The organism is Vibrio sp. KUL80 (assembly GCF_059725495.1).
This window is the reverse complement of sequence record NZ_AP045842.1, coordinates 987831-1002165: the sequence shown is the minus strand read 5'-3', so window position 1 is coordinate 1002165 and position 14335 is coordinate 987831. Positions and strand designations below refer to the sequence as shown.

The following is a 14335-nucleotide window of genomic DNA, read 5'->3' as shown; positions in this document are numbered from 1 at the left end:
GGACTCGTACAGCGTTTATTCAGATTTCCATAAGGTCGCGCCATTTCCGAGTGTGTCTGCAAGCGTGTCTTGTGGATTACGTAAACGACAGCGCGACATCGACAAACAGCCGCAGCCAATGCATTCTCCTAGCTCATCTCTGAGTTTGGTCATTAGCCAAATTTTGTGATCCAGAATCTCTTTCCAGTTTTTACCCATTTGTTCCCACTCTTCTTGCGAAGGCGCTCGATTGAGAGGCAAACTAGATAGGGCGTGTTTGATCTCTTCTAAACTCAGTCCTAGCTGTTGTCCAGTTTTGATAACAGCGACTCGTCGTAACACAGAACTGTCATAGCGACGCTGATTGCCTTGATTACGCCAACTGGTAATCATCCCCTTTTGCTCATAGAAATGCAGTGCGGAGACCGCAACCTCTGCACGTTTGGCGACCTGACCAACTGAAAGTTCCATAACTTCTCCTTATTTTTCTTCTAATTATAGCTTGACCTCAAGTTAAGTTGAGCTTTTATCCTTGATTTCAGTCACAGGAACAGGGAGAAGCGACAATGAACAATAGAAGATTACACTTATCAGGATTGATGTTTGATGGAATTGCATCGGGAATGATGCTCATGGCATTGCCTTGGTCCATATTAAGTGAAGGGAGTAACGGCACATTTCTCGCCGTCGTGACTTTAGTCTGTACGCTGCTCTCTTTTATGTTTACTCCGTTCTTCGCAACCGCAATTGATCGTTACTCTCGTAAACACATTTTGGCTGTTTCTCAGCTAATCCAAATGCTATCAGCCATCAGCGTTGTCGTAGTTAGTTGGTTTGTTGGAGTAAATATTTGGATCCTCGCTTCGTGTTTGTTGGTATTTTGGCTAGCTAGTGATTTAGCGTGGTCAACTAACGGGGCATTTACTCAGGAGCTATACAAGCCGAGTGAATATGGTCGAGTATCGAGCCAGCAAGAAATTGTCATGCAGATCACCACTCTGAGTGCCGGTGGTATGGGCGTGTGGTTATTGGAAGTCTGGACAATTGATCGCTTCGCAATGCTCACAAGTGCACTCACAGCTTTAGCCCTACTGTGTTTTATGGCGATTCAGCATCAGACCTCGAGAAAAACGGCGAACGTTGTTCGTTTCCATCAGCAATTGGGAGAGTCGAAGCGAATATTCAGTCAATCACCACTGTTCTTTTTGTTTATTGCCTTATCGTGTTTGAGTTACCCAATGATGACGTACTTGTCGAAGTTAGTGCCCATTTATCTATCAGAGAACTTGGTATCGGGCGCGTGGTTTGCCTGGTGGCAGATAAACTATGGTATCGGTGCGATGCTATGTGGCTTAGCGATTGTTAAAGTGATGAAGCGTGTGAGACACGAAAAATTGATGGTGGCGAGTATGGTGATGATGTGTTTGCTGCTCGCCATAATGGCAATGACGCTCTCTCCCTTATCCATCGTTGTTATTGCACTGTTTATGGGATTGTTTAACGCGACGAACCGAATTGCGAGGGTAAACAAGCTGCATCATGGCGTCGATAACTCAGTCAGGGGACGAGTGGACGGCGGTATGAAACTGTTTACAACAGCGGTGCAGAGCGGTAGCTACATATTGATTGCCTACCTAGCACACTACCAGCTCATAGAAGTAGGATTTGCCGTTGCTGCCTTGGTCATGATAGCGGCGACGCTTGCTATGTGGATGCTGAAGCGAGCGAACGTGCTGGCGTATCGCACTATTGAGGCTGAACTACAGGGTGAGGGAGCGGTTTAGCGGGAAGTGGAGTCGGCACTGGCTCCTCTGTTTTTTCTGGACGCGTAATGGTAATGCTTTTGATGAAACGGCTGAAGTAGAGCTCTTTGACTAGGTCGTCACAACGGTCATGAGTAAGATTGCGTTTTGATTGCTCACTGCTAACAGCAACCATGGTTTGATTAGTCGGACGATACCCATTTGCAACCTCACAAAGTTCGATAGTGTTCATGTAGTTTGGGTATACATTAACAGGAGACGAACGAAATCCTAACTGGTTCATTTGATAAGAAGAACAACCAGAAAGAGCTAGGGACAAGATAGTGAGTAGTGCTTTGTTTCGCATGTTTGGTAGCGTGAATCATTTGTTTTTTGCAAGAGCGCTAATACTAACCGCTATTTATGACAGATAAAGGGAAGTTTGAAACCTAGGTCACTTACCGACAAAAATTAACACTGCTCAGACATTTAACCAGTCTATACTGGGGTTCGCTTTGAAAAATACTCGCAAATCCAGCCAGATATAGAAGGAGAGATAGCATGACGGATTCTATCAACGTAGATGTTGCCGTACTCGGTGGTGGACCCGGCGGTTATACCGCAGCTTTTCGAGCAGCCGACTTAGGGCTCTCGGTATGCATTGTTGAGAGCAGAGAGACCTTAGGTGGTGTCTGCGTCAACGTTGGCTGTATCCCATCAAAAGCCTTGCTTCATGCTACGTCGTTGATTGAGCAATCAAAGCACGGTCACTCTATGGGAATTACTTTCAGTGAGCCGACGGTGGATATAAACGCGCTGCGTGAGTACAAGCAGTCGACGATAGCTGACCTGACCAAAGGTATTGCGAATCTTGCCAAGGCGAGAAAAGTCATTCGTGTTCAGGGAGTAGGGCAGTTTATTTCTTCCACCAGTCTGGTTGTTAATGGGGAAAGTGAACAAAAAATTGAGTTTAAACACGCGATCATCGCTACCGGCTCGCACTCGATACCTCTGCCTATTGCACCCAATGACCCACGTATTTGGGACTCGACGGACGCACTTGAGGTGTCGACGATCCCTGAAAACCTTCTGATCGTGGGGGGTGGCATTATCGGGCTTGAAATGGCTCAGGTCTATGCAGCGCTTGGATCCAAGATCACCATAGTGGAGGCGCAAGATCATATCATTCCGAGTGCAGATAAGGACATTATCCAGCCGCTACAAAAAGCGACCAAGAAAACCTACCAAATCTTAACCAAAACGCTAGTGACAGAGATGAGCGCTGAAGCTGAGGGTATTTTAGTTAGTTTTGAAGGGAAGAAGGCACCACAGCCAACGTTATTTGATGCTGTGCTTGTCGCCGTTGGTCGCGCACCAAACACATCGAATCTCGGTCTTGAAGCCATAGGCGTTACCACGGATGCGAAGGGACTTATAGAGGTGAACGAAAAGATGCAGTCTAATGTGCCAAGCATCTTCGCGATTGGTGACATAGTCAAAGGCCCTATGCTTGCGCACAAAGCCACGCATGAAGGTAAAGTGGCAGCTGAGGTGATAGCGGGTTTAGATTCCACCTTCACTCCAGCTGCGATTCCTTCAGTGGCTTATACCCACCCTGAAGTGGCATGGGTAGGGATAACAGAGAAAGAAGCGAAAGAGCAAGATCTGGAATACAGTGTTGGTAAAGTGCCTTGGTTAGTAAGTGGACGTGCGCAAAGTGTTAATGCCACCAACGGGGTAACGAAAGCGCTGTTCGACAAACACACAGGCACACTTATTGGTGCTGGTATCTGCGGAGAAAATGCCGGAGAGTTAATTCATGAAGCTGCAGCTGTGCTTGAACTAGGTGGCCGAGCGAAGGATATTGCTCATACGGTTCACGCACACCCAACGCTATCTGAGACGTTCGCGTTTGCCGCTGAAGTCGTAGAAGGCTCTATGACGGATATGCTGCCAGCGAGAAGAAAATAATCAAAGAAAAGAGGGCGCCTAAGCGCCCTCGAGAGTTTCAGTATGAATGCGTCATCTCTACCGTGCTAGTTCGCACTCACATTCAGAACAATCTTACCAATGTGGTTTTTCTCAACAAACTCGATTTGAGCCTGTTTAATCTCGGCAAGTTCAAATGTCTTACCCACCAGCGGTTTGATCTCTTCAGCTTCGATTCGACTGATGAGGTTCGGGAACACTTCGTCTTCCAGTCCGGTACAACCAAAGAAAGAAAGATCCTTGAGATATAAGGTACGAACGTCCAGCTCAACCATAGGTCCACCGATCGCACCTGAAACGGCGTAGCGCCCTTTTGGTGCCATCACGTCTAGCAGCTCCGGCCACTGAGGACCCGCTACAAGATCAATGACGACGTTTACGCTGTTTTGTCCCAGTGATTCTACTAAGTTTTGACCACGCGAGACGGTTTTGTCAGCGCCGATCTCAAGCAAGGTGGCAGCCTTAGATTCGCTAGTAACGGCAATCACTTTCGCTCCGCGAGCTTTGGCTAGCTGAATCGCTGCCGAGCCCACGCCACCAGAAGCTCCGGTTACTAATAAGACATCGCCAGCGGCAACGCTAGCGCGCGTTAACATGTTCTCTGCGGTCGAATAAGAACACGGAAATGACGCAAGCTCAGTGTCGGTGTAGCTTGAATTTACACTGTAAGCTTGACGAGCGTCTACAGTCGTATATTCCGCGAATCCGCCATCACACTCAGAGCCAAAGTACCAAAAATGCTCAAGTTTCTGACCGTCGACGTAACGCAAACATGGATCAATCAGTACGCGTTCGCCGATGCGATTCGCGTCTACATTCGAACCTACCGCAACAATATGACCACACACATCCGCGCCTTGAATACGAGGTAGTTTTAGCGCATTTCCAGCCCAACCTGCATCTTCACTGTCGTTGTCACCTTTTGAGTACCAACCAATACGTGTGTTGATGTCGGTGTTATTGACGCCAGCCGCGCTGACTTTTATCAGAACTTCATCGGCTTTAGGCGCTGGTACGGGAATATCGTTTCGAATGTCTAGCTGGTCTAGCTCGCCATGACCAATCAGCTGTACGCCAGTCATTACCGTGCTCATAGGTGGATTCCTTGTTAGTAGCTTGTTGAATTAGTGGTAAATAAAGTAGTGATGGCTACTTTGGCAGCGGTAATCGCCGATTCACCTAAAATGGGATAAGCGGTTGTTGTTCCCTCATGCAGTACAAAAAGAGCATGAGAAAGATCATCTCGTCCACTTAATTTGGCAAGTGAATCGATAACTTGTTGTTTGTGCTTTTCAACTGTCGAATTTATGTCCGCGTTGTCAGGAAAGGCGGCAAGGGCGTTGACTGAAAGACAGCCTTTGGGGGCGTGTTCTTTCATCCAATTACAGAGAACATCAAACGCTGCAAGTGTAGCGTCTAGGCCACTGTGCTGTGCACACTGCTCTAGTAGCGCGAGATAGCGTTGGTGACGATAGTCCAATGCGCCAACGACCATACTCTCTTTGGAGGGGAAGTACTTGTATAGAGTGCGCATGCTTACGCCAGACAGCGCTTTTAGCTCAGCGACACTCGGCTCAGCGAACCCTTTTTGTGAAAAAGCACGTTCTAGATTCTCTGCAATTTGTTGTTGCGACATAGAAAACACCACAAGGTAGAATGATTATACTACCCCTAGTGTAGAATAATCATTCTACAGTCGTCAATGGTGATCGAAACGCTACAGCCAACGCTTGGCCAGTGCCCATCCCACAGAGCCTGCCCCAAACAAGACGCACAGAGCGGTAACCATCCAAAATGCAAAAGGATTTTCTGTCCCTGGCATACCACCTACGTTGATGCCTAGCAAACCCGTGAAAAACCCGAGGGGCAGAAACAATCCAGCGATGATTGTGAATACGTAGGTGCGTCGGTTAAGCGTCTCCGCGTCGATAGCGTTTAGCTCATCCATCATCAAAATGGAATGCTCTCGTAGCATTTCGATGTTCTCAAGGCAGCGCAACTGTCTATCGAGCAGTGCTTTAATCTTGAGACTGTCGATCTCGTTGAGCCACTCTAAGTTAGAGGTTGCGAGCTGACTCAACGTCTCTTTCTGTGGAGATAGATGTCTGCGAAGTTTGATACAGACCTTACGCAATTGGCTGACTTGCTCTCGATAATCGTTGTTGCTCGAGGTAAAGTCTGCTTCTTCGAGCTCAAGCGCATGATCTTCTAGCCGGCTAAGGCTACTTTCTTGTTTCGCGGTAATGGCGTCAAGCCAGTTGATGAGCAGCTCTGGAATTGTTTGAGGGCCCTCACCGCGTTCCAGCGACTCGAGTACTTCTTTGGTGGATATTAGCGGACGACGTCGCGTGCTGAGTATCCGAGTTCCATCAGTCCAAATCCTTAGTGAGACCATGTCTTCAGGATCGGACTCTGGATTGAGATTGATAGCCCTAAAGTTAGCAATCACATTATTTTTTCTTTTCAAAATATGCGGGCGACTGTTTTCGCTGGTCAAGCCGTCAATCGCTATCTCGTTGAGACCACTATGCTCTGTGATCCAGTCAACCGTTGTGGCGACACTGTAGTCGAAGTGCAGCCAAACTGTCTTCTCTCGCTCTTGCCAGATCTTATTGATCCCTTCATCACATGGGATTAGGCCGCCCTGCCCATCAAGTTGGATTGCGTGAATTAAACCCGTTGGGTAGGTGCTATCAGCTTTTACGTCCATAGAGACTCTTTGGTTAATGGTTTGTGCATATTAATAATAAAATGTTAATCTAATATGTGTGTGAAGTGTAACAAAATTAGGTTACGCCTCTTGCAGCAACCCATCCGACCAGTTATTGTTAAGTAACAAGGCGTTAACATAAGGTGGTGGGGATGCACTTCGACGAATTAATAGCAAAAGCCAAGCTCTGCGCGCAAACTGGTGAGCATATGTCGATCCCAACGTCTTGGGGGCAAGGACGTACGGTTTTTGGTGGATTATCCGCATCATTGCTGTATACCGTGATGCAGTCTCATTTGAGTGGGGAGCGCGTTTTACGGTCTCTCAACACAAATTTTGTCGGACCCTTACTCGTAGATGTGCCGTTTACCTTTGAAGTAGAAGTACTTCGTGAAGGAAAAAGTGTCTCTCAACTGAGTGCGCGACTGATTCAAAATGGTAAGGTTGCCGTGTTCCAACAAGGTTGCTTTGGTGCAGATCGTGACTCTAGCATTGTCGTTAAAAATAACGATAACCACATTATGCCAGTGCCTGATGATCTTCCTAGGTTTCCAACCATCGAGCAGGGCGCGCCAAACTACACCTCTCATATTGATTTAGCGTTAGCTCGCGGACATCTACCTTTCACCGGGAGTAAAGACTCCCACACATGGGGCTGGATGCGCTTTAAAGTGGCACCAAAACTCATCTCTGATGCGCATCTCATTTGCTTAGTCGACGCCTGGCCTCCCGGCGTATTGCAAATGATGGACACGCCAGCGCCAGCGAGTTCTATGATGTGGAACTTAGAGTTTATTCATCCTCATCGTCCCGTTCAGCCTGAAGATTGGTTTGCTTATCAATCACACACGCGTCAGGCAGCTGAAGGCTACGCTCACGCGCAGGCTAATATTTGGAATAATCGGGGAGAATTAGTGGCGGTGAGTAGGCAGAGCATCGCTATATTCGACTAAATCTCGCTTTACAGTGTAAACAAACATCATGGGTTGCAGCGACGTTTTGCAGCCCTTTTTGCATTTGACCCGTCTACCAGTGACGGGTTTACGTTACACCACTTGAACTTCATTTTCAGGCTGCTATCCTTTGCCGCCCTTTTTCATGTGTTGAGGTAATTTCTATGGCTATCGGTTTTGATTACGGAACCGCAAACTGCTCCGTTGCACACCTAAATAATGGCAACGTAGAGCAAATCCCATTGGTAGGGGGTAACTGCTACATAGCATCAACACTGTGCGCACCAACTGCCGAAACAGTTTCAGAATATCTGTTTCGCTGCCTGGACATACGTCCGTCTAACGACATTGGTGAGGCGGTATTGAGGCGCGCCGTTAAGCTGAACCGTGAAGAAGGTATAGAGGTGATTCCGAGTGATGTCTTGTTTGGTGAGCAAGCGCTTAATCTTTACTTAGAAGATCCGAAAGACGTGTATTACATCAAGTCACCAAAGTCCTTCCTAGGTGCCATGGGACTGCGTGATATGCAGCTTTCCTTCTTCGAAGATCTGGTTTGCGCCATGATGAGTAACGTAAAGCGCAGCGCCGAAGCAAACCTAGACCGTGCGATAGAGCAGACGGTCATTGGTAGACCTGTTAACTTTCTTGGGCGTGGTGGCGATGCATCTAACCAGCAAGCTGAAGGGATATTGCTGCGTGCAGCAAATCGCGCCGGTTTTAAAGACGTCGAGTTTCAGTATGAGCCTGTGGCAGCAGGGCTAGAGTTTGAGTCTACCTTGACTGAAAACAAGAACGTACTTGTCGTCGATATCGGCGGTGGTACTACAGACTGCTCCTATATTCAGATGGGGCCGTCTTGGGTTGGTAAAAACGACCGACAACAATCGCTTATCGCGCATACCGGACAGCTGGTGGGCGGTAATGATCTGGATATCTATATTGCGTTTCGCCGCTTCATGCATGCGTTTGGTATGGGCACCAAGCGTCATTCTGGATTAGATATTCCCGTGACACAGTTCTGGAATCCCATTGCTATTAACGATGTGCAAGCTCAGCGAAAATTTTACGCTCACGATAACTTAAAAGAGCTGAGACTATTGGCAAAAGAAGCCCTTGAGCCAGAAAAAGTCAATCGCCTTGTCGCTTTACATCAAGAAACGCTTGGTTATGCGGTGATTCGCGAAGCAGAAAAAGCCAAGATTGCGCTAGAGGAAAGTGCTGATTACAAAGCCATGCTCGATCTGTATTCTGAGCATGTGGGTATCGAGATAACTCAATCAGACATGGCGGCGGCGATCGATAATCCAACGAAGAAAATTCAAGCACTGGTGAAAGAAGCGGCGCAGCAAGCGGGCACCTTACCAGATGTGATTTACATGACAGGCGGCTCTGCGCGCTCTTCTGTTTTGCGCACTGCGGTTCAGGATGTGTTGCCGAATATCCCTGTCGTGTCGGGGAATTACTTTGGCTCAGTGACAGCCGGGTTGGCGAGATGGGCTGACGTCTGTTTTAAGTAAAATGATTGGCTTATATTAGAATGACTAAGCCCAGAGCGTGTGCTCTGGGCTTTTTTATGGTGTGAGTGTTGTTTGAGCCGATGCTCAGTGGAAAGCCTATTTCGTCGGCATTGGCAGAATTTCAAACATGCCGTCAAACTCATCAAGCGACGCGGCTAGCTGTCCGATAAGCTCAGCATTGCCCTTGATTCCCGCTTGACCCGATTTCAAGAGCTCATCAAGCGTGATTTGCCCCAGCGCTACTCGAGTAAGGTCGGCTTTATTGATTACCAGTTCGACGTTGGTCAGCGGCAATGTCTCCACTTCGATGTTACTCATGTTTGCGTTTGATACTTCGCCATAGTAACGCTCTTCCACATCTGGGTGATACAGCCCAAAGGTAAAGTCTAGACCCGCTTGCTCTGCTTTTTCTGCATTCAGACGCACGGCGATGAAGTCTAAGAACATGCCTGTTGGCGTGTTGGCAATCACGTCAGCAGATGCCAGTTTGATCGATGGTTTGATTTCACCGGTTCTAAGTTCAACCGCACCTTGAAGGTAGGAGTTACGCCATGCCATGGTTTCTGACTGATACCCTTGCTGCTCAAAACTGTCTGCGAGCGCATAACGATATTTCACGTTATTCGGGTCGCATTGCACTAGGTCGTTAAACAGCTGCGATGCTTCTTGATACGCTCCTTGATTGAAGTGTTTCATGCCGGCGTCATACAACACTTCCGCACCCGCCGCTTCCACGTAAACACACGATTTCTCTTTAGTTTGTAGAGGGTTGGTGTTAACCGGATTCATATCGTGATAGCCCAAGTACAGGTTGACCACTGCGCGCGCATTGTGGCTGTATGAGCCGTGATAACCATTGGTATGCCATGTCTGCTTTTGAGACTCAGGCACTAGCTTTTCAATCTCACGACCAACATCGTGAATCGTCACACCGTGGTTAGCAAGTCGCATTGCTTGGTTGTGAATGAAACCGTAGTTGTCGCGTTGTAGCGTCATGTACTCAGAGATTTCGTTGATTTTTGTCTCTGGATCGTCCCAAACTGGTGCCGAGTGAGCCGCGTGAATGTTGTCGACTAACCCTGAGTCTACATAGCGCATCTTCAGCTCTGTGAGGTACTTGGTCCACACAAGCGCATCACGAACTTTTGCGCCACGGAAGGTGTAGATGTTGTGCATACCGTCATAAGTCAGCTCTGCGGTGTTCAGAGAACGATATTGAGGCACATACAGCACGATTTCAGCTGGAGCTTCAGCGCCTGGCATATTGATCGCGTGGAAATCGAGGCCATCGATGGTAATCACTTTCTCACGCTCTTGGATTTCTGTAGTTGGAGCAACTAAGGTCACTTCACCACGAGAGGTGCCTAGCCCCAGAGCGTTATCGACAATGCCTTTTTCATCATTATCCAGCGTTGTGCCATATTGATAGTTCGCGCGGCGACCCATGGCGGTACCCGCGATGACGTTTTCGTCCGCTAACTCTTTGATGAAATCTTTTGGTGCGTAGATAGGGGCGCCTTCACTAAAGTCACCAGACTCGTAGATGCCACGGGAGCCACCAAAGTGGTCGGCGTGCATATGTGAGTAAATCATACCCGTGATTTTATGCTCGCCATTGATTTCTGGTAGATGCTGCTTAGCAAAATCCCATGACGCCGCTGCCGCTTCGCGTGACAGTAGTGGATCGTGAATCACGTAGCCATTGTCTGTGCGATAGATGGTCATATTTGAAAGGTCAGCGCCGCGGATTTGATAAACACCATCCGTTACTTCATACAAACCACCAGCTGCGTAGTTGAGCATGCCTTGGCGCCAGATTGAAGGGTTGACCGTAGGCGGGATCGCATCCACAGACAGCTCGGCCATAAACTCAAAGCGATTCTTTAGTTCACCAGCAGCGTGAGTGCCAAACTCGGCGATAAGACCGCGCTTGGTGCGATCAAATGCTGAGGTATCTTCCCACGGAAGTGTAGCTGCAAGCGCTTGGTTAGCCTCAAGAGTGTGGTTACTGGCTGGTTTGCCTTGGTAGTCTTCAAGACCAGCATAGTCAGCGTGAGCTGCAAAAGATGTCATAACAGCGATAGCGAGAGTCGAAGGAGTTAGAGCTCGAAGCATAAATAACCTCATCACAGAATTAACAGGAAACGAGGCCACTATACCCACTTGACTCATAAGCAAACATGCAATTTAATTTAGTTAATACATAACAAATGGCTATGAATAATGACGCTTTCCGATTTTGACCTTAATTTAATGCGCGTGTTTTTAACCGTTTACCGCTGTCAATCCATTACGGTGGCCGCAGAGGTGTTAAACCTGACTCAACCGGGTGTCAGTGGCGCGCTCAAACGATTGCAAAACCAGCTCGGGCAGAAACTATTTGTGAGAGACGGTCGTGGCATTGCCCCAACACATCTAGCGCATGAAATGGCACGTCAAATAGAGCCTGCATTAGAGGCGATTGAGAACACGCTGACCGATGCGCAGGAGTTTACCGTGGAAGGCAAGCGTCGATTTGTTGTCTACACTACTGAGCCGGTCATGCTGAAACTGGTACCGAAAATTGAATCCGATAAGAGTTTGGGTAACTGCGAGATAGTCTTGTGTCCCACGACAGTCAGTGAGGCAGAGCTGCTTGAAAAGCTCAATCTAAGACAAGCCGATTTGGCGATAGAGTTCTCTGAGTCCTCGACGTCAAGCCACTTTACTCAGCCGTTTTTCTCCGATCAAATATGCGTCATAGCCAGTAAAAGCCACCCTCGGATCCAAGGCAAGATTAGTACTCAGGATTACTATCAAGAAAAGCACATTACCTTGAAGCTGCGCCGTGAAGAGATATTTCTCGTCGACTACTTCACCAAGGAACATATTCAGCCACGCAAGGTTGCTGCAGAGTGTGAGTCCTTACTTGCGTTGATGGCCTTAGTGGCAAGTAGTGAAAGTATTGGCATGACAAGTGTCAGTATGGCGACACAGTTTGCGGAGCAGTTTGGGTTGCAGATCCTTGAGGCTCCGTTTAACTCTCTGCCAGTTGACTATGTCCTGATGGGACACAAAAGAGAGCAGAATAGCAAAGCCAATATCTGGCTGCGCGAGAAGCTGCTCTCTTATGTCTTAGATTAAGCGTCTTTGCCCAACCTTTATGCTTAAACTCCTATGCCTTGGCTAGAGTCAGTTTTTGCCTTCTCATAAAAGCAAACAGCAATACTAGGCTTATTAACGCGGTGGCGCCTTCGGCAAACAAGATACTTGCCCAGATGCCATTGGTTGGGAATAAGCCGGGTAATAGGATGACGCCCAGCGCGACGAACACAAAGCCGCGAGCCAGAGAAATAACGGTCGCTTGGTTCGGTTTAGCTATCGCTTGAAACAAATTCGCCACCACCAAATTCAATCCCATTAATGGTGTGGCGTAGAAGAAGAACAGCAGTGCAGTGGCCGACAGCTCTAGCAGCTCACTGTCGGCACCTAAGTAAAAGCGCGCAACATCTTCTGCAGTGAACCAAATGACCGACAAGAACAGAAAGCCACTGCCAATAGAGGTCACGAGTCCAAGCTTAAGCGTACTGTTTACGCGATCGGTTTTACTGGCGCCATAGTTAAAGCTAATAATTGGCTGGCAGGCTTGGTTAATGCCAACAATCACAAACAGAGCAAACACACCCACGTTGGCCGTTAAACCGTAAGCGATGATATGTCCCTCTCCAAACTGGCTAAGCAGCACATAGTTAAACAACAAGATGGTGAGGGCTGATGTGATCTCAATAAAGAATGTCGGTACACCAATTTTCAAGATTTGACCGACTCTATCTAGCCCTAAACCCTCTAGACTAAGACGTAGCTGTCCTTTTTGTTGCCAAAAGTGCGTCATAAGAATTAACGCGATGACACCTTGCGCAATAGCAGTCGCGTAAGCGGCCCCCTTCATTCCCCAACCAAACTTGAGTACAAAGAAGTAGTCCAATACGAGGTTGGTTACAGCACCTGCGGACATCGCATACATGGCAAGTTTCGGATTGGTATCGTTACGCACAAAGCAAGAAATGACCCAAGCTAGAGCGTAGAGTACAAAGAATTTGAGCATGACATTTAGGTAATCATGGGCAAGCTGCGCCATATAACCACTGGCTCCCATGAGCGCGATGATCTCATCTAGCCATATCAAAGCCGCGACAACGGCAATAGTGGTGATAATCGCGGTTGCCAGCATCGATTGGCTAAACAGGGTCTGACCGATCTTGAGGTTGCCCTTACCAAACTCAATCGACATCAGCGCAGCGCCACCAATGCCTATCATCATAGCTAATGCGGAGAAAATTGAGAAAGCAGGAATCGTTAATGAAATAGCACCAAGACCTTCAGGACCGACACCTTGACCCACAAACCATGCATCTCCCATGATGAAGATGGATTTGATGACCATGCCCGATAAAGCGGGCAATAAATACTGAATAAACGACTTCTGAATCGGATCAGATTTTAGATTTATGCTCATTGATAACCAAAATACGTTGAAAGTAATACGAACTCTATTACTGGTATTATCGTTACCAAAACTAGGCTAAGAAAGGGAGATTATGACCATTATCTGGCACTATTCGGACGTTCGTTTTCGAAATTCAGCGGGGGACTCACCCATTTGACCTCGATAAAAGCGTCCAAAATAAGAAGGATCATCAAAGCCCAAGTCTAACGCGATGGTTTTTACGGTTTTGGTGGAAAACAGTAAGTCTCGGTTAGCTTCCAACAGGATTCGTTCATGTAGAAGCCGAGTAACAGTCTTACCAACATGTTTCTTGGTCAGCTCGTTTAGGCGTTTGCTAGTAATGGATAGGGCATCAGCATAAAACTGAACGTGGCGCTGCGAGCGATAGTGGCGTTCAATCAACTCTAGTACCTTGGTGATTCGGGCATCTTTTACCACCTGTGTGCCTTCTGTGTTGATGGAAAATCTTAGCAAGTAGCGCAAAAAGCTGGTTAGCAGTGACTCAATCAGGTCCCAATCGGTCTGTGGCTGGTGGAACTCATCCAACAACAAGGAAAAGAGAGGCTCGAAATAGGCAAGCCCATCATCAGAGGTATCAAAATAGGGCTGTTGGTCGTCGTGGGCGCGAAACACGGCATTGAATATACGTTGGTGGCGCGGACGATTCTCTAGAAAGTCGGTTGAGAATATCATCATTCGATAATTGTCAGTGAGCTCGGCGGTTTCATGCACCTGCCCCGGTGCAATGGTGAAAAAGCGCCCTTTCTTACTCGGATACTCGACAAAATCGATGCTTTGCTTGCCGACATCATCCAGACACCAAATGATCTCAAAGTAATCATGTCGATGAGCGCCAATAATCCCACCCTCATCATCGATGGCACTGTCGATGATCTGACACGGGTTTCCCTTAGGGAGGGTGATAACGTTTATCTTATTGCTCATGTTGACCATACCAA

At 47.7% G+C, this 14335-nt stretch carries 13 protein-coding genes; 5 read left to right on the top strand and 8 right to left on the bottom strand.

The features are described from left to right. Positions 1-15 precede the first annotated feature (15 nt). Positions 16-450 carry a redox-sensitive transcriptional activator SoxR gene (gene soxR / locus AC6I8U_RS21145; RefSeq protein ID WP_128648144.1) on the bottom strand — a complete coding sequence of 145 codons (435 nt, stop codon included), beginning with the start codon at positions 448-450 and terminating at the stop codon, positions 16-18. Positions 451-545: 95 nt separating this feature from the next. Between soxR and AC6I8U_RS21140 the strand changes: the two genes are divergently transcribed. Then, entirely contained in the window at positions 546-1763 is a 1218-nt protein-coding gene (locus tag AC6I8U_RS21140) for an MFS transporter (RefSeq protein ID WP_498018413.1), read from the top strand. On the opposite strand, the gene AC6I8U_RS21135 is transcribed toward AC6I8U_RS21140, so the two are convergent. Continuing rightward, positions 1726-2088, bottom strand: coding sequence for a hypothetical protein (locus tag AC6I8U_RS21135; protein WP_042474989.1), 363 nt, complete (start codon positions 2086-2088; stop codon positions 1726-1728). The genes AC6I8U_RS21140 and AC6I8U_RS21135 overlap by 38 nt on opposite strands. Positions 2089-2282: 194 nt before the next feature. Here AC6I8U_RS21135 and lpdA point away from each other — a divergent pair, with 194 nt between their 5' ends. After that, on the top strand, positions 2283-3692 hold the full coding sequence (lpdA, locus tag AC6I8U_RS21130) for a dihydrolipoyl dehydrogenase (protein WP_498018412.1): 1410 nt from the start codon (positions 2283-2285) through the stop codon (positions 3690-3692). Positions 3693-3757: 65 nt separating this feature from the next. Here the strand turns inward: lpdA and AC6I8U_RS21125 are convergent, their stop codons facing one another. The 3 genes from AC6I8U_RS21125 to AC6I8U_RS21115 all read right to left on the bottom strand — a co-directional run bounded on the left by AC6I8U_RS21125 (position 3758) and on the right by AC6I8U_RS21115 (position 6420). Beyond that, a complete protein-coding gene (locus AC6I8U_RS21125) occupies positions 3758-4804 on the bottom strand; it encodes an alcohol dehydrogenase family protein (protein WP_498018411.1) in 1047 nt (348 codons plus the stop codon). A 14-nt stretch (positions 4805-4818) separates the two neighbouring features. After that, on the bottom strand, positions 4819-5346 hold the full coding sequence (locus AC6I8U_RS21120; protein ID WP_498018410.1) for a TetR/AcrR family transcriptional regulator: 528 nt from the start codon (positions 5344-5346) through the stop codon (positions 4819-4821). An 81-nt stretch (positions 5347-5427) separates the two neighbouring features. Continuing rightward, on the bottom strand, positions 5428-6420 hold the full coding sequence (locus AC6I8U_RS21115) for a zinc transporter ZntB (RefSeq protein WP_498018409.1): 993 nt from the start codon (positions 6418-6420) through the stop codon (positions 5428-5430). Positions 6421-6572: 152 nt separating this feature from the next. Here AC6I8U_RS21115 and AC6I8U_RS21110 point away from each other — a divergent pair, with 152 nt between their 5' ends. Together AC6I8U_RS21110 and yegD are read left to right on the top strand one after the other, a co-directional pair. Then, positions 6573-7373, top strand: a complete 801-nt coding sequence (locus tag AC6I8U_RS21110) for an acyl-CoA thioesterase (RefSeq protein WP_252015986.1) — start codon at positions 6573-6575, stop codon at positions 7371-7373. 164 nt (positions 7374-7537) lie between these two features. Beyond that, positions 7538-8890, top strand: coding sequence for a molecular chaperone (yegD, locus tag AC6I8U_RS21105; RefSeq protein WP_498018408.1), 1353 nt, complete (start codon positions 7538-7540; stop codon positions 8888-8890). 96 nt (positions 8891-8986) lie between these two features. Here the strand turns inward: yegD and AC6I8U_RS21100 are convergent, their stop codons facing one another. Then, positions 8987-11005 (bottom strand): alkyl/aryl-sulfatase, encoded by a 2019-nt coding sequence (locus AC6I8U_RS21100; RefSeq protein WP_498018407.1) that lies wholly within the window; start codon positions 11003-11005, stop codon positions 8987-8989. Positions 11006-11113: 108 nt separating this feature from the next. Here AC6I8U_RS21100 and AC6I8U_RS21095 point away from each other — a divergent pair, with 108 nt between their 5' ends. After that, entirely contained in the window at positions 11114-12013 is a 900-nt protein-coding gene (locus AC6I8U_RS21095) for a LysR family transcriptional regulator (protein WP_498018406.1), read from the top strand. 31 nt (positions 12014-12044) lie between these two features. Here AC6I8U_RS21095 and AC6I8U_RS21090 read toward each other — a convergent pair whose 3' ends face one another. Both AC6I8U_RS21090 and AC6I8U_RS21085 read right to left on the bottom strand, forming a co-directional pair. After that, positions 12045-13385, bottom strand: a complete 1341-nt coding sequence (locus tag AC6I8U_RS21090; protein ID WP_498018405.1) for an MATE family efflux transporter — start codon at positions 13383-13385, stop codon at positions 12045-12047. Positions 13386-13484: 99 nt separating this feature from the next. Next, entirely contained in the window at positions 13485-14321 is an 837-nt protein-coding gene (locus AC6I8U_RS21085) for a helix-turn-helix domain-containing protein (RefSeq protein ID WP_498018404.1), read from the bottom strand. Positions 14322-14335 lie beyond the last annotated feature (14 nt).

Coding starts and splice junctions, on each gene's coding strand:
- AC6I8U_RS21090 (WP_498018405.1), bottom strand. CDS start 13,385: ATGAGCATAAATCTAAAATCTGATCCGATTCAGAAGTCGTTTATTCAG.
- soxR (WP_128648144.1), bottom strand. CDS start 450: ATGGAACTTTCAGTTGGTCAGGTCGCCAAACGTGCAGAGGTTGCGGTC.
- AC6I8U_RS21125 (WP_498018411.1), bottom strand. CDS start 4,804: ATGAGCACGGTAATGACTGGCGTACAGCTGATTGGTCATGGCGAGCTA.
- AC6I8U_RS21120 (WP_498018410.1), bottom strand. CDS start 5,346: ATGTCGCAACAACAAATTGCAGAGAATCTAGAACGTGCTTTTTCACAA.
- AC6I8U_RS21115 (WP_498018409.1), bottom strand. CDS start 6,420: ATGGACGTAAAAGCTGATAGCACCTACCCAACGGGTTTAATTCACGCA.
- AC6I8U_RS21095 (WP_498018406.1), top strand. CDS start 11,114: ATGACGCTTTCCGATTTTGACCTTAATTTAATGCGCGTGTTTTTAACC.
- lpdA (WP_498018412.1), top strand. CDS start 2,283: ATGACGGATTCTATCAACGTAGATGTTGCCGTACTCGGTGGTGGACCC.
- yegD (WP_498018408.1), top strand. CDS start 7,538: ATGGCTATCGGTTTTGATTACGGAACCGCAAACTGCTCCGTTGCACAC.
- AC6I8U_RS21085 (WP_498018404.1), bottom strand. CDS start 14,321: ATGAGCAATAAGATAAACGTTATCACCCTCCCTAAGGGAAACCCGTGT.
- AC6I8U_RS21110 (WP_252015986.1), top strand. CDS start 6,573: ATGCACTTCGACGAATTAATAGCAAAAGCCAAGCTCTGCGCGCAAACT.
- AC6I8U_RS21140 (WP_498018413.1), top strand. CDS start 546: ATGAACAATAGAAGATTACACTTATCAGGATTGATGTTTGATGGAATT.
- AC6I8U_RS21135 (WP_042474989.1), bottom strand. CDS start 2,088: ATGCGAAACAAAGCACTACTCACTATCTTGTCCCTAGCTCTTTCTGGT.
- AC6I8U_RS21100 (WP_498018407.1), bottom strand. CDS start 11,005: ATGCTTCGAGCTCTAACTCCTTCGACTCTCGCTATCGCTGTTATGACA.